This is a genomic window from Geobacillus sp. E263 (assembly GCF_007197795.1).
Taxonomy (GTDB): domain Bacteria; phylum Bacillota; class Bacilli; order Bacillales; family Anoxybacillaceae; genus Parageobacillus_B; species Parageobacillus_B toebii.
On record NZ_CP041632.1, the window covers coordinates 3,412,546 to 3,439,439 of the forward strand.

The window sequence follows — 26,894 nt, forward strand, 5'->3', positions numbered from 1 at the left end:
CCTTTACCATCCTTTTTCTTTTGCCTCTTCCCAAAAACGGTCTAACTCTGCAAGCGACAACGATGTAAGCGCTACGCCGTGCTTTTGCGCCTGCTCTTCTATATAGGAAAAGCGCTGATAAAATTTTTTGTTTGTTGAGTGCAACGCTTCCTCTGGGTTGATGTCGTAATAACGGGCAATATTGATAAGCGCAAATAAAATATCGCCAAATTCGCTAATGAGACGAGAACGGGTATTTCGTTCCGCCAACGTCTCTCGCTTAAATTCGGCAATTTCTTCTTCTACTTTTTCCCACATCGGTTTGACATCATCCCAATCGAACCCTACTTTTGCCGCCTTTTTTTGGAATTCATACGCTTTTAAAATATTTGGCAAGCTTTTCGGAACGTCATCAAGCAAGGAATTAGAGCGGTCTTTCTTTTCTTTTTCTTTAATTCGTTGCCAATTTTCTACAACCTGTTCTGCATTTTCAACGATAATGTCACCAAATACATGTGGATGGCGACGAATCATTTTTTCTGTAATCCCGCGAATGACGTCATCAATGGAAAACATTCCTTCATCTTCACCAATTTGCGCATGAAGCATGACTTGCAAGAGCACATCGCCAAGTTCCTCAATCATATGTTCATCATCATTTTCATCGATCGCTTCAAACAGTTCATATGTTTCTTCAAGCAAATATCGTTTGAGCGATTCATGTGTTTGCTTGCGATCCCACGGGCAGCCGTTCGGCCCTCTTAATGTCGCAATGACGCGCCGCAACGTTTCAAAACGGTGATAAAGCAATTTCTCCTCGCGAACAGGCGGGACATATACGCTCGTTAAATTGTTCAATGTCGCAGAGCGGTCCAGCTCGTATAATGGAATTTTGGTTACTTTCTCTTCCTTGCTTCCCGCCGCTGTTACGATATAGACAGGATAATCATCAGGAAGCTGCTCCATTAATGTCAATTTCACCTCAGAGGCAATAAACGAATCATATACTTGGCAAAAAATCGTATGCTTTGTTAATTGCCATTCATCTCCTTGAAACGATGTGGCGTCAATGAGCTGAAACCCTTCGATCGGATCAATTTTTAACGTTGTAAACAAAGCATCTAAAAAGCTTTGACCTCCCTCGATGACGACGCGGCATTCCTTTCGCCGCTCCGCTTCTAATAAAAGCTGCACGGTCTTTTCTGCCACAAGCGGATGGCCAGGAACGGCATAAAATATATCACGTTCTTTTACTTGTTCCAATAAAATGGCTGTTATTTCCTCATATACGTCTTCAAATTGTTCATGTTTTTCGTAAATGGAGTCAAAGGATGTAAACGAAACTCCCTCGTCCTCTAACGCAGCGACCACCGGATGTTCCTTTGTGCGGAAAAAAAGCGGAGAAGCCGTCTTTAACTTTCGATATACACCTAACGGCAGCTGCTCAATATCACCAGCGCCTAAACCGAAAATATAAATCGTATTCATCGTCCATCACCTGTTTCTAATAATAAACGTAGTTTGTTTCCAAATGGGAAAAATGATAATTCTTGTTGTGAGAATACATTTCCTTTTATGACCATTATAATATACGTAGCGCCTCCAAGCAGCACTCCGACTAGCGCTTCACCAGTTGCGAACAAGCGGCTGTCGATCCACCTTTCCGCAAGCATTGTGTACAACTGCAAAACAACGACCATCGCTATCGCTGATTTCATAACAGGATATAAATACGTTTTCTTTGGAAAGCGAATATGTAACTTTCGTTGCAACATGACATATAAAAAGCATGCCATTGCGGCATAAGACAACGTCGTAGCAGCAGCCGCACCGGTTGTTCCAAATAAAGGTATTAATAGCCAATTGCATGCAGTTTTTCCTGCTACCGCTACACATACTCCCGCTACTGCAATCCATTCATACCCCATTCCTTGCAATAACGCCGAAAGCGTAAGCGCTAATGTCGTAAAGAAAATCGAGGCAGCCAAAATTGCCAGCGGAAGTGAACCAAGATCATTTTCAAATAACATCACGTTCACAGGACGTATCAGACACATCAATCCTAATGCAGCTCCTAATCCGATGACAGTGGCGATGCGTAATGACAAATCCGTCTTTTCATAAATAAATGGTTCGTCATTGCGTTTTCTCGCTCCGGAAATGAGCGGAACAAGCGTCAGCGAAAAGGAAGTCGCAACCACGGTGCCAAGCTGGATCAAAGGTTGCCCACGATCGTAAATTCCCTTCCATATTTTCGCTTGTTCGAGACTTTCCTTGCCACGTTCAACAAGCAATGATAATAGGGAAAAAGAGTCCACCAGTTGAATGAGCGTTAATAACATGTTTGTAACACAAATAATAAACCCTTCGATGAACAAATAAGAAACAATGCGCTTTGTATCCGCGCTTTTCACTGCTATATGTATTTTCCCTCTATTTTTTCTCCTCATCCAATACGCTGTCAATAAAAGAAGTGCGGTCAATCCCCCGGCGAATGCACCAAACATTGCGGCTGCTCCAGCTTCATATGCGTTGCGTCCGCTTTTGATAAACCAATACGACAAGAAAATAATCGTTGTTACACGTACAAACTGTTCTCCAACTTGAGAAACAGCGGTTGGAATCATATTGTGATTACCTTGAAAATAACCGCGCAACAAAGCGATAAACGGAAATAGTAAAAACGAAAAAGAAAGGAGGCGAACAAGCGGAGCAAGTTCCCCATCTCCCATCCATATCGCGATTTGTTTCGCTCCTATATAGAGAATAGAAAAAATAAGCAAGCCGAGCGAACATAAAAACAAAAGCGAAACTTGCAAAACAGAAATAACACCTTTTTCGTCATGTTCTGCTGCACGCTCTGCCACTAACTTTGAAATGACAATAGGATAGCCATATAACGCTAACGACATGACAATGCCGTAAATCGGATAAACTTGTTGATAAATATAAAAACCGACATCACCAACAATATTTTGATACGGAATGCGATAAAAAGCGCTCAATATCTTCGTCACAAAGGCGGCAATGGCTAAGACGGCCGCCCCCCTCCATATTCTCTCTTCCGGCGATCTCATCGCGTTTCTCCTTCCGCATGTTGGATTCTCCCCACAAGTCTTATCGATGGTTTCTAGTAATTGCAGTATTCCACACGTCAAACTTATAACGTTTGCTATTATAACGCAAAAGAAAAAGGCAGCATAGCAGGCTGCCTTTTTATTCATGTTTTTTATTGTCTACTATTGCTCCATTTGTCGAGCCAAGAAGCTAGCAGCTGTTTCGACTGCTTTATGTTCTACTTCACCAAGCACTTTATCTTTTGATAAAATGACAACGGCGCCAATCGGATCTCCGTTTGCTACAATCGGTCCAATTGTATACGATTTTAACATTTCAGAAACTCCGTCAACGAGTTCGGTCTCTCCTTCTTCTGTGTGAAGGACAGAATTTCGTTCTTCCATCGCTTTTTCCACTAATGGACCGACATTTTTGTTCAAATATTCTTTTTTCGAAACACCCGCTACTGCAATAAAAACATCTCGGTCGCAAATCAACACAGGCTGTCCTAAACTGTCAAACAACGCCTCTGCATATTCTTTTGCAAAATCACCTAATTCACTAATTGGCGAATATTTTTTTAAAATAACTTCTCCGTCACGGTCAACAAATATTTCAAGCGGGTCCCCTTCTCGGATACGCAACGTTCTTCGAATTTCTTTCGGAATGACAACCCTTCCTAAATCATCAATTCGGCGAACAATACCAGTTGCTTTCATCTACAGATGCCCTCACTTTCACCTAGGATTTGAAGAATACACGGATGAATCCTTGTTATGGAGAATTCACCATTGCTGTGATTAGTATCCTTCATAATCCCAGTTATATACATGATGAAAGTGATTTTTTCAATTTTAGATAAAATTACCCATCATTCATTATCGACCATCTTTTAGAAGCATAAACTTATGCAATAATCGATTTTTCACCTTTTACGCCCGAAAGCTCTTTTAACGTTTCATATAAAATCATTAACCATTCTTGTGGCTTCAATTCTTTAATGTATAAAACAATTTTTAATTTGGAACCTTCCATTCCAAAACCGAATAAGCGACCGTATTGCCCGCCGATTTTCGATAAACGCTGAATTTCCACATCTTTTGATGCGTTCTCATCAAATAAAATTTCAATTTGCTGTTTCTGTTGTTTAATCGATTCTACTCCTATTTGTTTCGCATATACTTTAATTTCCGCAATTTGGAATAAATAAGCGACTTCATCCGGATATTCACCAAAGCGGTCAAGCATTTCATCCCGCAATGCTTCCACGTCTTCCATCGTTTCCACCGCTTTAAAACGCTTGTACATATCAATTTTTTGTAACCCGTCAGAAATATACGTATCTGGAATATAAGCGTCGACTTCTAAATCAATCGTTACTTCAGGTTTTGCTTCTTCCTGTTTGATTCCTTTTCGTTTTTCGATTGCTTCTTTTAACATTTGTGAATATAAATCAAAGCCGACAGAATCAATGAATCCATGTTGTTGCGCGCCTAATATATTCCCAGCGCCGCGAATCGATAAGTCACGCATCGCAATTTTAAACCCTGAGCCAAGCTCGGTAAATTCTTTGATTGCTTGTAAACGTTTCTCAGCATCCTCATTGAGCACTTTATCTTTCCGATACGTAAAATACGCATAAGCAACGCGATTAGAACGTCCGACGCGACCGCGCAGCTGATACAATTGCGATAATCCCATGCGATCTGCATCATAGACAATTAATGTGTTCACATTTGGAATGTCAACACCTGTCTCAATAATCGTCGTTGTGACAAGCACGTCATACTGGCCTTCTAAAAACGCCAACATCGTGGACTCCAACTCATTTTCTGTCATTCGCCCGTGCGCATAAGTAACACGCGCTTCCGGTACGAGCTGTGAAATTTCTTCCGCTTTGGCATCAATATCTTCAATACGATTGTATAAGAAAAAGACTTGGCCATCTCTTGCCAGCTCTCGTTCAATAGCCTCTCGTATAAGTTCAGGGGTATATTCCATCACATACGTTTGCACCGGGAAACGATTTTCCGGCGGCGTTTCAATAATGGACAGATCGCGCACTCCGATCATGGACATATGCAGCGTTCTTGGAATTGGTGTTGCCGTTAATGTCAACACATCGATATTTGCCTTTAGCTGCTTGATTTTTTCCTTATGCGTGACGCCAAACCGCTGCTCTTCGTCAATAATGAGAAGCCCTAAATCTTTAAACTGCACATCTTTCGATAATAGGCGGTGCGTGCCGATGACCATATCAATCGTTCCGTCTTTCAGCCCTTTGATCGTTTCCGCCTGCTGCTTTCTCGTCCGAAATCGATTTAAAAGCCCAACATTAATCGGAAATCCTTGAAACCGCTCACGAACGGTTTCGTAATGCTGCTGTGCTAAAATCGTCGTCGGTACAAGAAACGCGACTTGTTTCCCGTCCATAATCGCTTTAAACGCTGCCCGCAGCGCAACTTCCGTCTTTCCGTAGCCAACGTCGCCGCAAAGAAGACGGTCCATCGGCTTGTCGCTCTCCATGTCGCGTTTAATTTCCTCAATCGAACGCAGCTGATCTTCTGTCTCCTGATACGGAAACGCTGCTTCAAATTCCCGCTGCATTTCTGTATCCGGGGAAAACGCGTATCCTTTGCTTGCTTCGCGTTCCGCATATAACTTAATTAAATCTTCAGCAATATCTTGGACGGACGACTCGACTTTCTTTTTGACTTTTTTCCATTCGGACCCGCCTAACTTATAAATTTTCGGCTCTTTTCCTTCTGAACCAACGTATTTTTGTACTTGATCAATTTGATCCACAGGCACATATAACGTATCGCTGCCCTGATATTGAATATGGATATAATCTTTATGGACACCGTTAATCTCTAATGTTTCGATTCCCAAATATTTACCGATACCGTGGTTGACATGAACCACGTAATCGCCCACTTGCAGCTCCGAATAACTTTTAATCCGCTCCGCATTCGATAATTTTTGACGGCGAATTGGTCTTTTCGCCCGCTTTTTAAACAATTCTTCTTCTGTAATCACAGCCAGCTTTTGCATTGGCAGCTCAAATCCTGTATTTAAATCTCCCTCGAGCATTTGATATTTGCCGTGCATCAGCATTGCTTCATCGCTTAGCGGGGCGACATCGATTTCGTAATCTTCAAACACCGATTGCAGTTTTTTCATCCGTTCCGCATTCGGTGCTAAAAATACAACAGCATAATTTGCTTTTTTCCATCTCTCTAGCTCAGACTTAAGCAAAGACATTTGTCCGTGGAAGTTTTGCATTTGCTTACACGAAATATTGACAATGTTTTCTGGATGTGTATGCGGAACATGACGTAGAAAAATGGATAAATAAATCCGCTGTTTTGGATGTTTTTGTAATAATTCAGAAAAAGAGTGAGAAATTGGAACATCATGGATGATTTTTCCCTCGCTAAGTAAGCTTGTATACCATTCTGCTTCTTCTTTATCTAAACTTTCTGCCATCTCTTGTAATCTGCTCATTTCATCCATCAACAATATTCCATTTTCCGGCATGTAATCTAGCAAACTAGCAGGCTCGTTATAAAAGAGCGCCGTATATTTATATTGTTGTTCAATTTCCTGCCCTTGTTTTAACTGCTCAAGCTCTGACGACACATGTTCTAGCAATAATTGTTTGGCTTTCTCATCTTTTAATTTGTTGAGGCTTTCCGCTAATCCTGCTTCAATTCGTTCGATTCCCCGCTCCAGCATCTCCCCGTAAACAATCATTTCATCAGCAGGTCCAATGGTTACTTGTTGGACTTCATCGCGGGAACGCTGATCATCCGCGGTAAACGTACGAATCGATTCGATTTCTGTATCAAATAGCTCAATCCGATATGGAAATTCTGCCGTTAATGGATAAATATCAATAATACCGCCGCGAACACTAAACTCCCCAGGGGTTGACACAGTTGCAACACGCTTGTATCCCATTTGTACGAACCGTTGCTTATAATGTTCAACATCTATATGATGATGAACCTCCAATGTCAACATATGATCTCTCCATAATGACACAGGAGGAAGTAGACGTCGTAATCCGGCAACAGGACAAATGACAACACCTTTGTTATGTTTCAGCCAATAATTCATCACTTCTAAGCGCTGAGCCTTTAATTCTGGACTGGCTATCGCCATTTCTGCGGCAATTACTTCGTTTACTGGATAAAGAAATACCTCTTCCGCCCCAAGCAGTTGAACAAGGTCATCATATATTTTTTGTGCTTGAAACAAATTGTGTGCAATCACTAAGAGCGGCCTTTCTGTTTCTCTATATAACGACGAAATGAAAACAGACCGGGCAGAGCCGGATAACCCGACAACAAGCTGTTCTTTCAACCTAGCTTTCACGCCTTCGATAATGGAACGGACATCTTGATTCTCAACAAAATAGCGATGCAACGAAAGCACCCCTATTCTCCCTCCTCTCAACAAAATAAAAACGTAAACCGTTTTTTTTTATTTCCCGCTATTATATCTATTATATCCGTCTATTTTGCGCGCAAATGCGGACATTTTCAATAAAGTGATCGTAATGGACAAAGTTTTTTCAAGTGTAGGAAAGATAAAAAAATACAAAAATGCTTTGGTTGCCCAAAGCTTGCTAATGTATAAATTTCTCATATTGATGTAGTTCCGGATTTCTCGTCAGCGCCTCTTGACAATCCTCACAAATCGTTTTTACGTGAATATCACCATTCGGTTGATACGAAATCATCTCCAATCGTTCTTCCTCTGTCAAATGGTGAAATCCTAATTGTTCGCTATATATGGAGACTCTATCAATCGTCCCTATTTTTGTTCCGCAATGCCGGCAATAATAATGTAATGCCATTGCAACAAACCTCCTAATGGGCGTATTCCATATCTTCATTTTGCACCAATTAGGAGGAAAATATTCATGCGTTAAATTCATTCATCACTTGCAGAAATGGCGTCACCACTGCTTTTTCACATGCATCCGCCGCGCGTAAAATCGCCTCCATTACCGCGTCGCTTTCTTCTTTAGTAAAGCGGCCCAACACATAATCGGTTATCTTTTGACCATTTGCCGGGCGCCCAATCCCGATGCGAACACGTTTAAATTCTTGCGTGCCTAGGTGATGAATTAATGATTTAATGCCGTTATGTCCACCGGAGCTTCCTTTCATGCGAAGGCGAATTTTCCCAGGGGGAAGGTCAAGGTCGTCGTATATGACAATGACATCATCGACATCAATATGATAGTAATCCATTAACGGCCGAACACATTCCCCTGATAAATTCATATATGTCAGCGGCTTACATAATGCCACTTTTTCTCCGAAAATGACGGTGGAGGCCATCATTCCATGAAATTTTGTTGTTTGAAAGGAAATATTCCAGCGCTTGGCAAGCTCATCAATTACCATAAATCCAGCGTTATGCCTCGTTTGTTCATATTCCTTTCCAGGATTTCCAAGCCCGACAAATAGCTTCAATACTCGGTCTCCTTTCTTTGCGAAGATACTACAAAAGACGTAACCGAAAACGGTTACGTCCGAATTTATGACTCTGGAGTCGTTTCTCTTCCCTCTTCTGCATCAGGGTGACCAGGTTCTTGCTGTTCACCGCTATGAATTTCTTCCTCCTGTTGTGGCGGCAAGATCGTCGCAATCACTTCAGAAGGATCATCGATAATTTCGTATTTTCCGCCCGTGTTAATATCTCCCACCGTAACCGTATCGCCTATTTGAAGGTGCGAAATGTCAATATCAATCGACGGTGGAATATTCGCCGGCAATACGCGGATCGTTAATTGATGCAGATTTTGTTGCAATACGCCGCCGTCTTTTTCTCCGGCAGCTTCGCCGATTAAGCGCACATCAACATCAATATCTACTTCTGTCGACATGTCTACTGCTTGAAAATCAGCGTGAAGAATATTGCCGCGCAGCGGATCTCTTTGGATCTCGCGCAACAGGACGGAATAATCTTTTTCGCCTATTTTCAGCGTCATTAAGCTATGGCGCCCACCTTCGCGGATCGTTTTTTCAAGTGCTACGCCACTAACAAAAATCATTTGATTGTCAATATTTTTCCCATATAATATTCCAGGAATATTTCCTTGTAAACGAATGCGTCGAAGTGTGGAATGTTTTTTATCTGGGCGTTCTTTTGCTTCTAGTACTACAGCCATGTTTCCTCACCTTCCTGAATTAGAATTTTAGAATCAATTAGAACCTAATTGATACTTTATCCTAAAACAAGAAGGTCTAAACATGCTTTTCCATTAATCAAATAACACACTGACAGATTTCATTTCATATACGCGTGTAATTGCCTCCGCAATAAGCGGTGCAACTGACAGCTCTACAATTTTATCAATTTTCTTCTCTTCTGGCAACGCAATTGTATTCGTTACAACAAGTTCTTTAATTTTTGAATTTTGAATGCGCTCAATTGCCGGCCCTGACAATACTGGGTGTGTACAGCATGCATATACTTCTTTCGCTCCGTTTTCGATCAGTGCGTTGGCAGCTAATGTAATCGTTCCGGCCGTATCAATGATATCATCAATTAAAATAGCAGTTTTCCCTTCAACTTGTCCAACGATATTCATGACTTCCGCCACATTTGGCTTTGGCCGGCGCTTATCAATGATGGCGATCGGCGCTTTTAAACGGTCAGCAAGTTTTCGTGTCCGCGTTACTCCTCCATGGTCTGGAGAAACGACAACAACATCATCAAGATTTTTATTTTTAAAATATTCAGCTAAAATCGGAACTCCCATTAAATGATCAATCGGAATATCGAAAAATCCTTGAATTTGCGGCGCGTGCAAATCAAGTGTAATGACGCGGGAAGCTCCTGCTGTTTCTAAAAGATTTGCCACTAATTTTGCTGTAATCGGCTCGCGGGAGCGTGCTTTTCGGTCTTGACGGGCATACCCGTAATACGGCATCACAATATTAATCGTTTTTGCGGAAGCGCGTTTTAACGCATCAATCATGATTAATAATTCCATTAAATGCTCATTGACCGGGACGCTTGTCGATTGAACAACGAAAACATCATCGCCGCGGATGCTTTCTTCAATGTTAATTTGGATTTCCCCATCGCTAAAACGGGAGACAGAGCATTTGCCCAATCCAATTCCCATAACTTCCGCAATTTCTTCCGCCAATTTCATGTTAGAATTTAACGCAAACAGTTTTAGTTTGTGGTGACACTCAGACATTGATAAACCTCCATTAAGAATTTTTCTTGATCGAAAGACGATCCACATAATTCTCTTTATTTACCTGCCGCGCGCGGGCAATCGATAACGCGTTTTCTGGAACATCATCCGTAATCGTAGAACCGGCGGCAACATAAGCCCCTTTTCCAACCGTCACAGGAGCAATTAAATTGGCATTACAGCCAATAAACGCCCCATCTTCAATTTTCGTTATATGTTTATTTTTCCCATCATAGTTTACCGTAATCGATCCACAGCCAAGATTAACGTTGACGCCGACTTCCGCATCGCCGATATAGCTTAAATGCGACGCTTTGCTTCCTTTTCCAAATGTTGATTTTTTCACTTCGACAAAATTTCCGATGCGGACCTCATCATCGATTTTCGACGATGGACGAATATGGGCAAACGGTCCAATCGTGACATCGTTCCCAATTTCGCTGTCATGGGCAACGGAATGACGAATCGTTGTGCCGTTTCCAATCCAACAATCTTTAATTTCCGAGTTTGGTCCAATCGTACAATCTTCACCGATTACCGTTTTTCCTTCAATGACCGTACCCGGATAAATCACAGTGTCACGGCCGATTCGCACCTCAGCCGATATATACGTATGAGCAGGATCAATAATTGTTACCCCGTTCATCATATGTTTGCGACAAATCCGCTCGCGCATAATTTTTTCTGCTTCAGCGAGGGCAACACGGTCGTTTACCCCGATCGTTTCTTCAAAAGATGGGGCTTTGTACGCGGAAATGATACTGCCATTTGATTTTAAAATTTCAATGACATCAGTTAAATAATATTCGCCTTGTGCGTTATTGTTTGATACATGTGTAAGCGCTTCAAACAAAGACTTGTTATCGAAACAATATGTCCCTGTGTTAATTTCCTTGATGGCACGTTCTTGTTCGCTTGCATCTTTATGTTCGACAATTTTCTCAACATTTCCATGAGCATCGCGAACAATGCGGCCATATCCGGCAGGGTTATCTGCAACTGCTGTCAAAATCGTTGCTTTTGCATTGGTCGCAAGATGATGATCAAGCAAAGCTTGCATCGTTTCAGCAGTAATTAATGGTGTATCTCCGCATACAACGAGCGTTACTCCATCTTTTTCCTGTAAATAAGGGGCTGCCTGCATAACCGCGTGCGCCGTTCCTAATTGCTCTTTCTGAAAGGCATATTCGCTTTGGTCGCCAAGCTGCGCCTTTACTTGTTCTGCTCCAAATCCAACAACCGTAATAAGCTTTTCTATTCCCAGCTGTAAAACTTGGTCCACCACATGCTGGACCATTGGCTTGCCGCAAACAGGGTGCAATACTTTATATTGCTTCGACTTCATCCTTGTCCCCTGTCCAGCCGCCAATATGACCGCATATCGTTTTACCATATATAGGCCTCCAATTACCTTTTTATCCATAATTGAATATATCTCAATTAGTAGTGTATTTCAAGGAAACATTCATTTTTCCAAAAAAAAGAGCCTGTTCATTTAGAACAGACTCTTTTCCATATTTTTATGAAGCACCAGCTTCTTCAAGTTCTTCTTCCAATTTACCTAAACGGTGATACTCAGCTAATATTGCCTCTTGAATTTTTCCACGTGTGGCTGAGTTAATCGGATGTGCAATGTCGCGAAATTCTCCATCTGGAGTGCGCTTGCTTGGCATTGCGACAAACAATCCGTTATTGCCATCGATGACGCGGATATCGTGGACAACGAATTCGTTATCCAATGTGATAGAGGCAATGGCTTTCATACGTCCTTCGGTATTTACGCGGCGTAATCTTACGTCAGTAACTTCCATTATGTTCACCACCTTTTCCCTATATCAGACTTGATTATTTTTATTCCACATGTTTTCACTTTTTCCTTCTTTTTTTGAAAATTTTTTATAATAAATTAGCTAGTACGCAACGTACAGCATCCTTGACTGTTTAGGGGAAAAGGCAGATGATGTAATTTATCGAATCAACGCGACTACTTCAATTTCGACAAGCGCGTCTTTCGGCAGTCTCGCCACTTCCACGCACGAGCGCGCCGGTTTATGGTTAGTGAAATATTCACTATATACTTCATTCATTGCCGCAAAGTCATCCATGTTTTTCAAAAACACCGTCGTTTTGACTACTGTATCAAGCGATGCGCCAGCCGCTTCCAAAACGGCTTTTAAGTTTTGAAATACTTGATGTGTTTGTGCTTTTATGTCGCCTTGTACCATCTCTCCTTCAGGAGTGAGCGGAATTTGCCCCGAGCTGTAAAACATGTTATTGACGATAATTCCTTGCGAATACGGACCGATCGCTTGCGGCGCTTTATTCGTTTCTACCTTTTTCATTTTGTTTGCTCTCCTTTCTCGTTTATCTATTCCATAAAATGGATATAATTTCCTGCTTTTACGGTAATTTGTTTTTCTTTAACATCGACAGAAGATAATTTTACGAGCGAAATATATTCATCAACAAGTCGCTCTTTCGTTTCTTCCGATTCGACAAGAACACCGATGCCGGAAAGTTTGGCGTTAAATTCATTTAATAAATTCACCATGCCGTTTACCGTTCCGCCGGCTTTCATAAAATCATCGATGATTAACACATTGGCTCCTTCGGCTAAACTCCGCTTGGCTAGCACCATCGTTTGAATGCGTTTAGAAGAACCGGAAACATAGTTAATGCTGACCATCGACCCTTCTGTCACTTTATTGTCATGGCGTACAATAACGACAGGAACATACAAAAAATGAGCTACCGCATAAGCAAGCGGGATTCCTTTTGTTGCAATCGTCATGACGACATCCACCGGCCGGTCGGCAAAAATGGACGCATATAGACGGCCGATTTTGTTCACAATACGAGGGTCGCCAAGAATATCGGTCATATACAAATATCCGCCAGGCAACAGCCGATCTGGGCGTGATAGTTGCTCACATAAATATGTAACAATCTCTTCCGCTTCCTGTTTCGACATTTTCGGAATATATTGCACTCCGCCCGCTGCGCCTGGCAATGTTTTGATCGTTCCGATTCCTTGCTGTTCAAACGTTTGTTTAATAATGGCTAAATCCTCACTAATCGATGACTTCGCCGATTCATAACGATCTGCAAAAAAAGTAAGCGGAATAAGCTGATGAGGCCGTTCGAGAAGATAATGGGTCATATCGACTAAACGGCCGCTGCGCCTTAACTTCATAGAGGCCTCCTAAAACCGAATGTTTTAAAGTAAATATACCAAAAATGTACGTATTTAATCAAGTGAATGGCGTTCGCCTAATATACGGACAGCAAACACTTGATCACAAAAACCGCGGAGTCCGTTATAAATTCGCTGCAATCTTGAATCGTGCTGGACTAACCCGAACACCGTCGGCCCGCTGCCGCTCATCAATACCGCGTCTGCTCCAAACCGCTTCATTTGCTCTTTAATATGCGCTACTTCTGGATATTTTTTTAATGTTACTTCCTCTAATACGTTTCCAACCAGTTTACAAATAGCCGCATAATCTTGGCGATAAATCGCCTCTACCATTCCGTCCACATCCGGATGTGGAATCTCATCAACCTTTAAATTTCGATACACTTCAGCAGTAGAAACACCGATCGATGGTTTGGCCAAAATAACCCAGCATGGCGGTGGAGCAGGAATCGGTGTAATTTTTTCGCCCCGTCCTGTTGCAATCGCGGTTCCACCGTAAACGCAAAATGATACGTCAGAACCGATTTTTGCTCCTAGTTCTGCTAACTCATCCAGTGTAAGGCCTAAATTCCAAAGCTTATTTAAACCGCGGAGCGTCGCGGCGGCGTCGCTGCTTCCTCCCGCCAGCCCAGCCGCTACTGGAATATTTTTTGTAATAGAGATCGCTATGCCTTGTTTAATCGCAAATGTATCTTTCAATAACTTTGCAGCCTGATACGCCAAGTTGCGGTGGTCATCGGGAACGAATCGGTTTTTTGAAATAATTTGTATGGTATCATCCATTTGTGGAATTAATTCGATCCGATCTGCCAAATCAATCGTTGTCATGACCATTTTCACTTCATGATACCCATCCGGCCGCTTATGTAACACGTCCAATGATAAGTTGATTTTTGCTGGTGCTTTGACTAACAACCTCAAACGTTCCACCTACTTTAACGACTTCAAACTTCTCATAAGATCCATTTACCATATTAGCATAAATGATGTGTGTTCCTGAACAAAAAGAAAAATATATTCATCTGTTGAGTTATGGCAAACGATACCAAACAAAAGCCGAAGCGATGCTGCTTCGGCTGTCGCGGTCGTTTTTGTTTTCCTTTACACAAGTCTACGCTATTTCATGTTCTCGGCTAGCTGTCGTTCCGCTTTTTCAATCGCTAATTTCACCATATTTCCAGCATCTTTCGCGCGGATCGCGCCCCATCCTTCTCTTTGAACGACATCATAAAAGCCTAATTCTTTCGCCAACTCTTCTTTAAAGCGTTGCGACATAATTCCACGACGTCGACCCAATGTCAACAGCCCCTTTCAACCACCGCGACAGTTTTAGTATGAAAAAAAACGCATATCTTTATGTTCACCTATTTATGACAAAACAAAAAGCAGCAAACAAATGTCTACTGCCTACCCGCTTGATCGTCATCTAAAAACGTCAATTGTACTGTTTCTGTTAACACATCAGCGTAACTAAACGATACCCGTTCAAACGCATTTTCTTTTTGGTCGAGTTCAATAACAAATACCGATGGATACGTTTCAGCTAAAATTCCGCATCGTTCAATCGTTTTTCTTCGCCCGCCGTTTGCGCGCAATGTCAAACGTCTGCCGATATTAGAATCCAACGCTTTTTTAATATCGGATAAAGTTTTTGCCATTCGCTATCCACCTCACTGTTTATAATTATAACAAAGTTTTCTTTCAAAGTCAAAAAAATTAAAATTATATCAGTGTTTTTTCGTTACTGTCAATGCATATTTTTCTACAAAATCCTTCTTTATTATGTATATTATGGTTTTTTATGTGAAAAAATATGTATAAATTGTAGAAAAAATAAAAAAACCGCCTTTTTGATGGCGGCTCTGTTAATCGCTCATTTCACCAATGGAACGAAAAGGCATTCCCGTGCGCAATACTCCTTTCGTTTCTACTCCTCCAAGTCCTTTTTCTCCAGTTAATGTATTGCGAAGTACATCCCAAACATCTACCGTTTCCATAAAAGGGGTAAAACTAATTCTCGAGACGACATAAACTGGGTCCAGCGCATGAATGTTTACGCGTGCGGGGGAGCTGGCAAAATTGGCCCCGGCGCGAATAAGCGATTCAAAATGGGATTGACACGCCCCCGCAAAAATAATCAGCTGGTCAAGATGAGGAACTTTTTTACGTGCTTCTTTTACTGTTTGTACAAAATGTTTTGAATGGCGATATGCCTTTAAATCCGTTACTTTTCCTTTTGAATTGGAATAAGAATCATGGCCGGTAATCACTAAAATATCAGGGCGGAATCGTTCAAGAAGCTCACCGACTTTTTCAGACATTTCGCTTTCATCACAATAAATTCCGTATACCGGCACTCCGATTCGTTCATATAAATCTAAACACTTCCGCAAATATAAAGGGTCACCGTCCAAATGAAGGACGCGCCCCGGAATTTGAAAAAAATCTTTTTCCGTTCGGTATCCTCCCGTCGCCCGGTATTCTGTTTTTTGCTTCATTACATGGTAATCTTGCCGGAATAGCTTATACGATTGTTCTATAAGCTCTATTTCCTTTTTCTTTCTTTCCTGCTGTTCCCGTTCACCAATAATGACTAAATCACTGCATGGGGCATCGGCGATCAGTCTGACATCTTCGCCATATAAAGTCGCTTCTTTTTCCCCATCTTTTTCTTTCACATCTATTACACGAAACAATAAATCACAGTTATACGACTTTCTTGCAACAATATCGCCGACCTTAACGTCCATCACCGTTCACTCCATTAAAACAAATTGTTTACTTAAGTAACATATGCACATCTCGACAATAGGTGATAGACATAGGTCTTTTCTTTCCCAAACCAACCAAAAAAGTGCTTACATACTTACAAAACGTGCCGCAGCGCATTGCTAAGCGCGGCAAACTCCTCCATTGTCAGCGTTTCTCCGCGGCGGCGCGGGTCAATGTCTGTCTCTGTTAAGACACGCTCTATTTGCTCTTTCATCGCTTTTCCGTTTGGCAAATTGTTTACTAAATTGTTTAAAATCGTTTTCCGGCGCTGCGCAAAGCTTGCCCGCACCACTTGAAAGAAAAACGCTTCGTCTTCCACTTTAACAGGCGGCTGCTTTCGCTTTATTAACCGAATAACAGCAGAATCCACGTTCGGCTGCGGGATAAACACCGTTCTTGGGACGGTCATGACCGTCTCCGCTTCTGTATAATATTGAATTGCAATCGACAACGAACCGTAATCTTTCGTTCCCGGCTTTGCGGCTAGACGGTCCGCCACTTCTTTTTGCAACATAACAACCATGCCGCGAATCGGCAAGCGATCTGTCAATAGCTTCATAATGATCGGTGTTGTGACGTAGTACGGCAAATTTGCCACTACCATAATATCGGTCATGCCGGTAAATTCTTCGGAGATCACGCGGTGAATATCCGCTTTTAAAACATCTTGATGGATAATACGGATGTTTCCATACGGTGATAATGTATCCTCTAAAATCGGCAAAAGCCGCTGATCAATTTCAAACGCGACTACCTTTTTCGCACGGCGTGCCAGCTGCTCCGTTAAAGCACCGATTCCAGGACCGATTTCAATCGCTCCTGTTTCGTCCGAAAGCTCGGCAAAATCGACAATTTTCCGCAAAATATTGGTGTCAATTAAAAAATTTTGTCCTAAACTTTTTTTAAATGAAAACCCATACTTTTCCAGGATTTCCCGGGTTCGCCCCGGTGTGGCAATGTCTTTATTCATCATTTGCTTCCTCCTGCAATACTTGCTCTAATGCTGCATAAAATGTTTCTTTAGAGATTTGAAATACTTGCAATCGCTTATAAAGCTGCTTTCCGTTTGTATATCCTATTTTTAAAATTTCACCTAAATGTTGGCGCCGCTTTTTCGCTAATTCTCCACCGATTAAACCAGCAGCAACGAGTTCATCAAACGTAATCTCTTCCTTCCACTCTGTTGTTTCCTCGTACACGTTTTTCAACGCTTGACGGATATCTTCCACAGACGCATGTTCTACGCCAATTCCTTTCCCATTTTTCGCAATAGCCGCTTTTCTTGACAAAAAAGCATGTTTGCAGCCTGGAACACGCTCTGTAATCGTTTTGCGAATTTTTTCACCTGGAAAATCAGGGTCCGTAAAAATAATTACGCCACGTTTTTCTTTTGCTAATTTAATTCGTTCAATCGTTTCTTCACTAATTGCCGACCCGTTCGTTTCAATAGTATCTGCATCAACGGCGCGCTGAATCGCCACTGTATCGTCTTTTCCTTCCACAACAATAATTTCTTTAATCTTCATCACTATTGCGCAGAAATCGTTCACTCATTCCACACGGAATAAGTCTTTTTTCCTATTTCTGCGATGCCCCCTTTCCTGTAAAATAATTGTTGAAAGAGTTTTTTGCTGCTAAAAATGTTAATTTATTTTTTAAAATAACCGAAACTTTTTTCGATTTTTTTCGTCTAAATGAGTAGGAAAATATCTTTCTTCATTATAACGAAAAAGCAGAGGGCAAAAAACCCTCCGCATCCTTTTCCTTTATTGAAGAATTCTCACTTTCACACGCTTTCTACCCCAACGAAGTGCATCCGATTGCTTTGGAATAAACACGTCAATTTCATAACCATTAATACCTGATCCTGTATCAGCAGCTATAGCATATCCGTATCCTTCTACGTACACTTTTGATCCAAGCGGAATAACGTTTGGATCCACTGCGATTACTTTTACAGAAGGATTTGCACGCAAGTTAATTCCCATTCTCGTTGTTCCTGAACATCCTTGACAATAAGCAGTATAGGCGCTAGCAACAACATAAATTTCTCGCGCTGCATGCTTTTGGCCGCGCGATACGGTCTGAACAGAGCGGCTTTGCGTATGAGCAGGTCGGCTTTTAGCCACTTTCGTACCGATAGCAACAATCCGATTTTTACTTTCTTTTATCATCTTTGTCTCAATTAATTTCCGCGATACTTCTTTTCCATTTTCGAGCACTACTTCATACTTTTTCGAAACTCGCCCTTTTTCTCCAGGGCTAATAATACGTTGTTCTCCTTTTGGCAATTGTGCATCTTGTCTAGTGACGACTGCAAAGTCAACTGGTTCTTCCACTACATCGGTGACTTTTTCAACTTTAATCACTTTTACGACCATATTTTCTTTTAGTTTGTCCTGTAAAGATGGCTCTACACGGTCGAGTTCATCTAATTTTACATTTTGTTGTTTTAAAAAGTCAGCGACAGTAGTCGAAGTTGCCCACACTTGTTGCTGTTTACCGCCGACATTTAATTGAACTGGGAATGCCTTTTCTATGTTGACTTTCATTCCCTTTTTAATTTTTGTATTTGGTGCTGGGGCAATTTTGTCGTGCTTTTCGATTTTAATATGTTGTGAGTTTAATAGCTCGGCAACGTTCTTTGCAGTCGTCCATATTTCTTGTTTTTTTCCATCTACTGTCAAAGTGACTTTCTTGCTCGCTTCCCAAACGATGTTTAAATCATCTGTAATCGGCGTATCTAACGATGGATAGACGCGATCTTCTTTCCTTGGCTTAATATTTTGCTCCTGTAATACTTCTTTTACCGTTTTTGCATGAGTACGAATCTCTTGTTTTTTTCCGTTTGCCGTTAGTGTCACATCATCTTTGGCTATTTCGTACCCAGCAAATCCCGTTGTTGCTGACAAAGCTATAAAACTACTAGCAGTAACAGTGAATTTTTTCCTCAATGAACCGGAAATCTTCTTCATATTGGGTAACATTATGCAAAACGCCTCCTTCTCTCGCTAAATTCCCCTCTCCCTCTAACATGTACGCGTAAACACACTCTATTATGCAGAAAATTCGGTTAAAAGGGAAGGAAGACTTGTCGACAGTTTATACTATGTAATGTTCTAAATTTGTAGAACTTTTTTTACCTCGATCATATTAGACAAGTCTCCTTACCATTTGACAAATAATTTTAGCGATGGATGCCGAATAATCTTTTTGCATTCTCTGCCGTCGCTTTTGCTACTTCCTCAAAGGAAATACCTTTAATCTCGGCAATCGCCTCCGCTACATATTTGACGTAGCTTGGTTCGTTTCGTTTTCCGCGGAAAGGGTGAGGCGTTAAATACGGACAATCTGTTTCAATCAATAAATGCTCAAGCGGAATTTGCGCCGCTACTTCCTTCGGCTTTTTCGCATTTTTAAACGTTACCGGACCGCCAAGGGAAATAAAGAAGTTCATATCAATGCATTGCTTCGCTACTTCTACACTTCCGGTAAAACAATGCATAATTCCACCCACTTCGGCGGCATTTTCCTCTTTTAAAATTTGCAATACATCCGCTGTTGCTTCCCGATTATGGATAATGATTGGCAGTTTTACCTTTTTCGCTAAAGCGATTTGCCGCCGAAATACGTCATGTTGTATTTCCTTTGGTGATTTATCCCAATAATAATCTAAGCCCATTTCTCCTAACGCCACCACTTTTGGATGGGCAGTCAACTCTTCAATCATGTTTAAATCCTCATCTGTCATATCGATTGCATCAACGGGATGCCAACCGACGGAAGCATAAATAAAATCATATTGCTCCGCTAGCTCTATCGCCCGCGCAATCGTAGGGCGGTCAAAGCCGACGACGACAATATGAGAAACTCTTTCACTAAGAGCGCGATCAATCACTTCTTGTAAATCATCATTATATTGAACGGCATTTAAATGCGCATGTGTGTCAAAGAGCATAACAATAACCCCTTTTCTACCTTGGTGTTAAGTGTAACATAGAAATCCATTACATATATCACAAGTTGTTAACATTTACTTTACAAAATGACAACAAAGAGGTGTCGTGTACGATAGACACCACACCTCTTATGTTTGTCATTATTTTATTTTTGTCCCATTTGGAATCGTTTTATCAACGGTAACAAGAGAAAGCACCCCGTTTTCTTCCCCGGCGAGAATCATACCTTCGGATAGTTCACCGCGCAGTTTCACTGGTTTTAAATTGGCGACGCAAACCACTTTTTTGCCGATCAAATCCTCTGGTTTGTAAAATTGCGCAATTCCTGATACGACTTGACGTTGTTCATCGCCAAGATCAAGCTTGAGCTTCAGCAGTTTATCCGCATTTTTTACCGGCTCAGCGTGAAGTACTTCTGCAACTCGCAAATCAACTTTCATAAAATCATCAATCGTAATTTCTTGCACTTCTTGTTTTGGTTTTTCTTCCGTTTGTTTTGCCGGTGCACTGCCCTGCATATGGGCTTTAATATATTCCACTTCTTTTTCAATGTCTAGACGTGGAAATAGCGGTTCACCTTTTGTTACTTTCGTGCCTTCCTTGATGAGGCCGAACTCATATAAGCTGTCCCATTGTTTTAATTGTTCATCAACAATGCCAAGCTGCGCGAAAATTTTTTCCGGCGTGCGTGTTAAAAACGGCTGCAACAAAATCGCAACATGACGAAGTGATTCTGCCAAATGGGTCATTACAGACGCCAATTGTTCTTTTTTGCCTTCATCTTTGGCAAGCAGCCAAGGTTGCGTTTCGTCAATATATTTATTCGTTCGGTTAATCAGCTGCCATACGGACGCAAGCGCAATGGAAAATTCCATTTTCTCCATCGCTTCTTCATATTGTTTCACCGTTTCTTTTGCCTTTTCGACAAGATCGTTGTCGAATGCTGTTTTCGCTCCACGATATGGTGGAATCATGCCGTCAAAATATTTTTCAATCATCGCTACCGTGCGATTTAACAAGTTGCCTAAATCGTTTGCTAAGTCGTAGTTAATGCGTTCGACAAATCCTTCTGGAGTAAACACGCCATCGGAGCCAAACGGAACTTCGCGAAGCAAATAATAGCGAAGTGCATCCAATCCATAACGGTCGATTAATGTTACCGGATCAACGACATTTCCTTTTGATTTCGACATTTTTCCGTCTTTCATTAACAGCCAGCCATGGGCAAACACTTTTTTCGGAAGCGGCAAATCGAGCGCCATTAACATTATTGGCCAGTAAATCGTATGGAAGCGGACAATTTCTTTTCCGACTAAATGAACGTCTGCCGGCCAGTATTTTCGAAACTTCTCATCGTTATCCGTGTCATATCCTAATGCCGTAATATAGTTCGTGAGCGCGTCAATCCATACGTAAATGACGTGTTTCGGATCACCCGGAACTTTAATGCCCCAATCAAACGTCGTGCGTGATACCGCTAAATCCTCAAGCCCTGGTTTAATAAAGTTGTTAATCATTTCATTTTTGCGCGACTCCGGCTGGATGAACTCCGGATTTTCTTCATAGTATTGCAAAAGCCGATCCACATATTTGCTCATTCTAAAGAAATACGATTCTTCTTTTACTTTTTCTACCGGACGGCCGCAATCCGGGCAGTTTCCATCAACGAGCTGCCGCTCCGTATAAAATGATTCGCACGGTGTACAATACCATCCTTCGTATTCACCTAAATAAATATCACCTTGTTCGACAAGACGCGCAAAAATCTTTTCTACTACTTTTTTATGACGTTCTTGCGTCGTACGGATGAAGTCATCATAAGAAATATCAAGCTTTTTCCACAACTCTTGGATGCCTTCGACAATTTCGTCGACATATTGCTGCGGTGTTACTCCTTTTTCTTCCGCTTTTCGCTGAATTTTTTGTCCATGTTCGTCCGTACCAGTCAAATACATGACATCATAACCGCGAAGACGCTTATAGCGCGCCATCGCATCGCCTGCTACGGTCGTATATGCATGGCCAATATGTAATTTCCCGCTCGGATAGTAAATCGGGGTCGTAAGATAAAACGTCTTTTTCTCCATCTTCATACCTCCCTATTCTGAACAAAAGCCCCCGCCCAACGGACGAGAGCGATGTTACTTCTATTTTACATAATTTTTTTCATTCTACAAAAACATCTATTTCTCTTATTGAAAAAAAATATACATACAAAATAACGCCATATTTTATAAAAAATAGTCGAATAGTTATAGAAGAAAACAATCGTCTTTCTTAAAAATACATTTTTTTTTAATTTTACATATAAAAGGATTGACGTATAATGGAAATACTGATATGATTAGGATGTAGGAAATTTGTCGAATATTGACGAATAAATCCTAGCAAAATAAAAAACTATTTTATTATAGAGAGGGGGAGCGTTCCGTGAAATCAACAGGCATTGTCCGCAAAGTGGATGAATTAGGCCGTGTCGTAATTCCAATTGAATTACGCCGCACGTTAGATATTGCTGAAAAAGATGCGTTGGAAATCTACGTAGACGACGATCGCATCATTTTGAAAAAATATAAACCAAATATGACTTGTGTCGTCACTGGCGAAGTTTCCGATGACAACTTCAAATTAGCCGGCGGCAAAATCATTTTAAGCCGTGAAGGCGCGGAAATTCTTTTAAAAGAAATCCAAGAGCATCTACAACAATCATCTGACAATAATGATAAATAAAAGAGTTTCTCTAGCATTTTTAGAGAAACTCTCTTTTTTTATCGATGATGATATTGCTGATAAACGTCCCGTTTCGACATATTTCGATCTTTTGCGGTTTGTTTAATAGCTTCTTTTGACGTAAAATTTTTCTCCCGAATATAATATTCGACATGCTCCACCGGTGCTAGCGAATGCCACCATTCCTCTTTCTCTTCGATCGTTTCCTCCGCTCCTTCCACAATAATGCAAAATTCTCCGCGAATTTCATTCGTTTCTGCCCATTCGACCGCCTCCCGCAAAGTTCCACGAATGAACTCCTCAAATCGTTTGGTAAGCTCACGGCATATAGCGATACGGCGATCGCCAAACACTTCATACATCATCGCAAGCGTTTCTTTTAAGCGATGAGGTGCTTCATAAAAAATCATCGTTTCACGAACCGTTTTTAGTGATTCCAACTGTTCCTTTTTTTCTTTCTTTGTCCGTTCGAGAAAACCGAAAAAATAAAAGTGATCGGTCGGCAGCCCCGAGGCAACCAGTGAGGTTAACGCCGCGTTCGCTCCTGGAAGCGGAACAACTGAACACTGCTCTTTGAGCGCGGAAACGATCAGCTCATATCCTGGGTCGGAAATTCCCGGCATTCCTGCATCACTGACAAGCGCTACCGATTTTCCTTCTTTCAGTTGTTCGACAATTTGCGGCCCGCTTGTATATTTATTATGTTCATGATAACTAATGACCGGTGTATGAATCTCAAAATGGTTTAACAGTTTTTTCGTTTGCCGTGTATCTTCTGCGGCAATGATATCTACTTCTTTCAAAATACGTACCGCCCGAAATGTCATATCTTCAAGATTGCCAATCGGTGTCGGGACGATATATAGAGTTCCTTTATTATCGCCGGCAAAACTTTTTTGCTGCCAAAGCATCGCTTCTGCTCCTTTACGATGGGATAATTCCATATAATAGCTGCTTCACTTCATCTGTATATTCATTATTGTCATGATACACAATAAGCGGCGGCAATACTTTTAAATCCGGATTGCCATCTTTTATTCCTTCAATCAAAATCGTATTGGCCTCTTTTCCGATTTTCGGATAAACAAACCGCAGCCGTTTTGGCTCTAACCGATACTTGCGCATTAGTGTAATAATATCGAGCAGCCGTCCCGGCCGGTGCACAAATGCGGCTTTGCCGCCTTGCTTCAACAGCTGGCTGCTTACGCGAATCACATCTTCAAGCGTACAATAAATCTCATGGCGAGCAATGGCCAAATGAATATTTTTGTTCATTTCTTCCTTGCTGATCGTTGGAAAATAGGGAGGATTGCACGTGACGACATCATATTTACTGTATCCTAACTGCTTAGGCGCATCTTTAATATCCCCGTGAATAATTTCTATTTGTTTTTCCAAACCGTTATATTGTACGCTTCTTTTTGCCATATCACAAAGCCGCTCTTGAATTTCTATACCGATAATTTTTCCCTTTGTTCTCATGCTTAATAACAATGGAATAACTCCATTTCCGGTGCATAAATCGACAATTTGCCCTTTTTGAATCGGCATATAAACAAATTTCGCAAGCAGCACCGCATCAAGGGAAAAGGAAAACACAGACGGACTTTGAATAATGCGAATATCTTCATTTAAAAGATAGTCAAGCCTCTCATCATCATATAATTCCACCATCGTGTATTCCTCCTTATTTTCAAAAAAATAACCTCTCCTTATGTGGAAAGGCTATCGTTATGCTTACTTTTTATTTAAAAAGGATAAACAAAATAGGCAATCGCCTTCTTTTCGGACGCTTCCATAATGGACATGACAAATATGGAACCCTTCCTGATAAAGACGCGCTAAATTATCATATCCTTCGCCAATGTCAACTAATTTTCTTTCATGACCATGCTTATGATCTTTTTCTTTTTGCTTTTCCTCTGCCAATTCACTGGTCACTTGTTCGAGCCGACGGCGCAAATGATCATTTTCTATTTGCAAATGATGATTTTCCTCAAGCAGCTGAACTACATGTTCCTTTAATTGTACAAGCTGGCGGTACAAATGGCTCAGTTGTTCCTCCATGCTCGTTACTGACTGAAAAATCTCTTTCTTATCCACGTCAATCCACCCCAATTAGTCTGTGGCTTGGACTGGTAACGTTCCATCTTTCATCAACTCGTCGAGCGTATATTCCACGACCCGTCCATGTTCCGATAATTCCACTTGCAATACTCGTTCTAAAATATTTAATCCGATCACTTTTCCAAGACCATGCGGAGTTTCCACATACTCCCCTAAATCAGGGAGCTGCTCTTTCGCTGTTTCATATTCATCATTTTCGTATTTTAAGCAGCACATTAACCGGCCGCAAAGACCGGAAATTTTCGTCGGATTGAGCGATAAGTTTTGGTCTTTCGCCATTTTAATGGATACTGGTTCAAAATCTCCTAAAAATGTTGAGCAGCAAAGCATTCTTCCGCACGGACCGATCCCGCCAAGCATTTTTGCTTCATCGCGAACACCGATTTGTCTTAATTCAATGCGCGTGCGAAAAATGGCTGCCAAATCTTTGACAAGTTCACGGAAATCCACACGCCCGTCTGCAGTAAAATAAAAAATCACTTTATTGCGGTCAAACGTATATTCCACATCGACTAATTTCATTTCCAAGCCATGCTCTTCTACTTTTTTTAAGCAAATATCGTACGCTTCCCGTGCCGCTTTTTTGTTTTCCTCAACAATTAATTTATCTTTCGCGTCCGCGACGCGAATCACTTTTTTCAACGGCAAAACGATATCATTTTCGTCGACTTGTTTGTTGCTAATGACAACTTTTCCATATTCGATCCCTCGAATGGTTTCTACAATGACGAACTCCCCAGCAGAAATCGACAATTCTCCAGGATCGAAATAATAAATTTTTCCCGCTTTTTTAAAGCGAACACCGACGACATTATACAAACACTTTTCCCTCCTTTAGATCAAGGATAAGTTGTTCCATTAAAAGCTGTACGCTCATATTAGTTGTATTTAAACGCGCCTTCGCTTGTAAAATCATTTCCATGCTTTTTACGATCTGTCGTTGAGAACAAGAAAGCGCCCACTGCTGCAAATCATCGATTTTATCCCGATAAATGATTTTATCTTGCTGTCCTAATTGAATGTGCAACATATCTTTATATATATATAAAAGCAAATCTAATCCTAAATCGATTTGCTGCTTTTCTTGAAAATGCGGAATCCATTGATCATGGATGAAAAAAAGCGCCTGCAAATCATTTTTCTTTAACATTTCATATAATTGTAACACTATTTTTCTCGCCTGCGCAAACCAATCATCTCGACCTAACTCGAGTGCTTCTTCATGACTGTTTGTCACATGTGCGGCAAGGAGAGCAATATGAGGCGGGATTTGCTGCTCTGCTAAATAATTGGCAAGCAAAGCAGGTGGTATTGGCTTAAACGAAAACACTTGGCAACGGGAAATGATCGTTTCTAATAGGCGGTGATATTGTTCTGTAAGCAATATCGCTACCGTCCCTGGACGAGGTTCTTCTAAAAATTTTAACAAGCTATTCGCTGCATTCGTTGTCATTTTATCAGCGTGCTCGATAATATATAGTTTTCGGTCTGATTCCACCGCCATTTTTGCAAACTCTTGCTGCAACATTTCAATTTGTTCTTTTTTAATTGATTGCCCATCTGGTTCAATGACATGTACATCTGGATGATTCCCGGAATCGATTCTGCGGCAATTTCGGCATTCATTGCAAGGCTTTATTCCGGAACGATGTAAACAAAATAAGCTTTTTGCCAATAAAAGACTCATTGCTTTTTTTCCCGTTCCGCGTTGCCCCTCGAATAAATAAGCATGAGAAATTCGCCCTTTTTCAAGACTTTTTGTGAGCATTTTCACTACTACAGGCTGATATCGTTCCAGCTGCTCCCAGAAAATCGCCACTTTCATCACTTTCCTTTAATTTTTATT

27 protein-coding genes are annotated in these 26,894 nt (G+C 41.2%); 1 reads left to right on the top strand and 26 read right to left on the bottom strand.

Annotation, left to right across the window (positions count from 1 at the left end):
• Window positions 1–3: 3 nt before the first annotated feature.
• From yabN to metG, 21 genes are all read right to left on the bottom strand, one after another.
• A complete protein-coding gene (gene yabN, locus FNL97_RS17520; RefSeq protein WP_062677409.1) occupies window positions 4–1,467 on the bottom strand; it encodes a bifunctional methyltransferase/pyrophosphohydrolase YabN in 1,464 nt (487 codons plus the stop codon).
• Window positions 1,464–3,056: a putative polysaccharide biosynthesis protein gene (locus FNL97_RS17525; RefSeq protein ID WP_062677410.1), complete on the bottom strand. Its 1,593-nt coding sequence runs from the start codon at window positions 3,054–3,056 to the stop codon at window positions 1,464–1,466. Before FNL97_RS17525 ends, yabN begins: the two co-directional genes overlap by 4 nt.
• A gap of 162 nt (window positions 3,057–3,218) precedes the next feature.
• Entirely contained in the window at window positions 3,219–3,755 is a 537-nt protein-coding gene (spoVT, locus tag FNL97_RS17530) for a stage V sporulation protein T (protein ID WP_012748829.1), read from the bottom strand.
• A 187-nt stretch (window positions 3,756–3,942) separates the two neighbouring features.
• Window positions 3,943–7,476 (bottom strand): transcription-repair coupling factor, encoded by a 3,534-nt coding sequence (mfd, locus tag FNL97_RS17535; protein ID WP_062677411.1) that lies wholly within the window; start codon window positions 7,474–7,476, stop codon window positions 3,943–3,945.
• A gap of 193 nt (window positions 7,477–7,669) precedes the next feature.
• A complete protein-coding gene (gene fin / locus FNL97_RS17540; RefSeq protein ID WP_012748827.1) occupies window positions 7,670–7,900 on the bottom strand; it encodes an anti-sigma-F factor Fin in 231 nt (76 codons plus the stop codon).
• A gap of 64 nt (window positions 7,901–7,964) precedes the next feature.
• On the bottom strand, window positions 7,965–8,525 hold the full coding sequence (pth, locus tag FNL97_RS17545) for an aminoacyl-tRNA hydrolase (protein WP_012748826.1): 561 nt from the start codon (window positions 8,523–8,525) through the stop codon (window positions 7,965–7,967).
• Between the two features lie 65 nt (window positions 8,526–8,590).
• On the bottom strand, window positions 8,591–9,223 hold the full coding sequence (locus FNL97_RS17550) for a 50S ribosomal protein L25/general stress protein Ctc (protein ID WP_143416255.1): 633 nt from the start codon (window positions 9,221–9,223) through the stop codon (window positions 8,591–8,593).
• A gap of 93 nt (window positions 9,224–9,316) precedes the next feature.
• Complete coding sequence (locus FNL97_RS17555; protein WP_062677413.1) at window positions 9,317–10,264, bottom strand: ribose-phosphate diphosphokinase; 948 nt, start codon at window positions 10,262–10,264, stop codon at window positions 9,317–9,319.
• 13 nt (window positions 10,265–10,277) lie between these two features.
• Window positions 10,278–11,657 carry a bifunctional UDP-N-acetylglucosamine diphosphorylase/glucosamine-1-phosphate N-acetyltransferase GlmU gene (glmU, locus tag FNL97_RS17560; protein ID WP_062677414.1) on the bottom strand — a complete coding sequence of 460 codons (1,380 nt, stop codon included), beginning with the start codon at window positions 11,655–11,657 and terminating at the stop codon, window positions 10,278–10,280.
• A 127-nt stretch (window positions 11,658–11,784) separates the two neighbouring features.
• Entirely contained in the window at window positions 11,785–12,075 is a 291-nt protein-coding gene (spoVG, locus tag FNL97_RS17565; protein ID WP_003247437.1) for a septation regulator SpoVG, read from the bottom strand.
• 156 nt (window positions 12,076–12,231) lie between these two features.
• The gene (locus FNL97_RS17570) at window positions 12,232–12,606 is read right to left on the bottom strand and encodes a RidA family protein (protein ID WP_062677415.1); all 375 of its coding nucleotides are present in this window, start codon (window positions 12,604–12,606) and stop codon (window positions 12,232–12,234) included.
• Between the two features lie 26 nt (window positions 12,607–12,632).
• The gene (gene purR, locus FNL97_RS17575; protein WP_012748821.1) at window positions 12,633–13,457 is read right to left on the bottom strand and encodes a pur operon repressor; all 825 of its coding nucleotides are present in this window, start codon (window positions 13,455–13,457) and stop codon (window positions 12,633–12,635) included.
• 54 nt (window positions 13,458–13,511) lie between these two features.
• Window positions 13,512–14,381, bottom strand: a complete 870-nt coding sequence (gene ispE / locus FNL97_RS17580; protein WP_012748820.1) for a 4-(cytidine 5'-diphospho)-2-C-methyl-D-erythritol kinase — start codon at window positions 14,379–14,381, stop codon at window positions 13,512–13,514.
• A 195-nt stretch (window positions 14,382–14,576) separates the two neighbouring features.
• The gene (locus FNL97_RS17585) at window positions 14,577–14,756 is read right to left on the bottom strand and encodes a small, acid-soluble spore protein, alpha/beta type (protein WP_041269542.1); all 180 of its coding nucleotides are present in this window, start codon (window positions 14,754–14,756) and stop codon (window positions 14,577–14,579) included.
• A 104-nt stretch (window positions 14,757–14,860) separates the two neighbouring features.
• Entirely contained in the window at window positions 14,861–15,118 is a 258-nt protein-coding gene (gene veg / locus FNL97_RS17590) for a biofilm formation stimulator Veg (RefSeq protein WP_012748818.1), read from the bottom strand.
• Window positions 15,119–15,325: 207 nt separating this feature from the next.
• Window positions 15,326–16,210 carry a sporulation peptidase YabG gene (gene yabG / locus FNL97_RS17595; protein ID WP_097353950.1) on the bottom strand — a complete coding sequence of 295 codons (885 nt, stop codon included), beginning with the start codon at window positions 16,208–16,210 and terminating at the stop codon, window positions 15,326–15,328.
• A gap of 116 nt (window positions 16,211–16,326) precedes the next feature.
• Window positions 16,327–17,202, bottom strand: coding sequence for a 16S rRNA (adenine(1518)-N(6)/adenine(1519)-N(6))-dimethyltransferase RsmA (gene rsmA, locus FNL97_RS17600; protein WP_089097451.1), 876 nt, complete (start codon window positions 17,200–17,202; stop codon window positions 16,327–16,329).
• Window positions 17,195–17,758 (bottom strand): ribonuclease M5, encoded by a 564-nt coding sequence (rnmV, locus tag FNL97_RS17605; RefSeq protein WP_062677425.1) that lies wholly within the window; start codon window positions 17,756–17,758, stop codon window positions 17,195–17,197. The genes rsmA and rnmV overlap by 8 nt, the downstream gene beginning before the upstream one ends.
• Window positions 17,759–17,998: 240 nt before the next feature.
• Window positions 17,999–19,219: a G5 and 3D domain-containing protein gene (locus FNL97_RS17610; protein WP_172713589.1), complete on the bottom strand. Its 1,221-nt coding sequence runs from the start codon at window positions 19,217–19,219 to the stop codon at window positions 17,999–18,001.
• A 200-nt stretch (window positions 19,220–19,419) separates the two neighbouring features.
• Window positions 19,420–20,190 (bottom strand): TatD family hydrolase, encoded by a 771-nt coding sequence (locus FNL97_RS17615; protein ID WP_012748813.1) that lies wholly within the window; start codon window positions 20,188–20,190, stop codon window positions 19,420–19,422.
• Window positions 20,191–20,331: 141 nt separating this feature from the next.
• A complete protein-coding gene (gene metG / locus FNL97_RS17620) occupies window positions 20,332–22,278 on the bottom strand; it encodes a methionine--tRNA ligase (protein ID WP_143416257.1) in 1,947 nt (648 codons plus the stop codon).
• A gap of 343 nt (window positions 22,279–22,621) precedes the next feature.
• Between metG and abrB the strand changes: the two genes are divergently transcribed.
• A complete protein-coding gene (gene abrB, locus FNL97_RS17625; RefSeq protein ID WP_012748811.1) occupies window positions 22,622–22,921 on the top strand; it encodes a transition state genes transcriptional regulator AbrB in 300 nt (99 codons plus the stop codon).
• 38 nt (window positions 22,922–22,959) lie between these two features.
• On the opposite strand, the gene rsmI is transcribed toward abrB, so the two are convergent.
• The 5 genes from rsmI to holB form a co-directional block, all read right to left on the bottom strand.
• The gene (gene rsmI, locus FNL97_RS17630; protein WP_143416258.1) at window positions 22,960–23,832 is read right to left on the bottom strand and encodes a 16S rRNA (cytidine(1402)-2'-O)-methyltransferase; all 873 of its coding nucleotides are present in this window, start codon (window positions 23,830–23,832) and stop codon (window positions 22,960–22,962) included.
• A gap of 13 nt (window positions 23,833–23,845) precedes the next feature.
• Window positions 23,846–24,595, bottom strand: coding sequence for a tRNA1(Val) (adenine(37)-N6)-methyltransferase (locus FNL97_RS17635; protein ID WP_012748809.1), 750 nt, complete (start codon window positions 24,593–24,595; stop codon window positions 23,846–23,848).
• Between the two features lie 63 nt (window positions 24,596–24,658).
• On the bottom strand, window positions 24,659–25,024 hold the full coding sequence (yabA, locus tag FNL97_RS17640) for a DNA replication initiation control protein YabA (RefSeq protein WP_012748808.1): 366 nt from the start codon (window positions 25,022–25,024) through the stop codon (window positions 24,659–24,661).
• A gap of 15 nt (window positions 25,025–25,039) precedes the next feature.
• Window positions 25,040–25,867, bottom strand: a complete 828-nt coding sequence (locus FNL97_RS17645) for a PSP1 domain-containing protein (RefSeq protein WP_012748807.1) — start codon at window positions 25,865–25,867, stop codon at window positions 25,040–25,042.
• Complete coding sequence (holB, locus tag FNL97_RS17650) at window positions 25,860–26,867, bottom strand: DNA polymerase III subunit delta' (protein WP_041269541.1); 1,008 nt, start codon at window positions 26,865–26,867, stop codon at window positions 25,860–25,862. The genes FNL97_RS17645 and holB overlap by 8 nt, the downstream gene beginning before the upstream one ends.
• Window positions 26,868–26,894 lie beyond the last annotated feature (27 nt).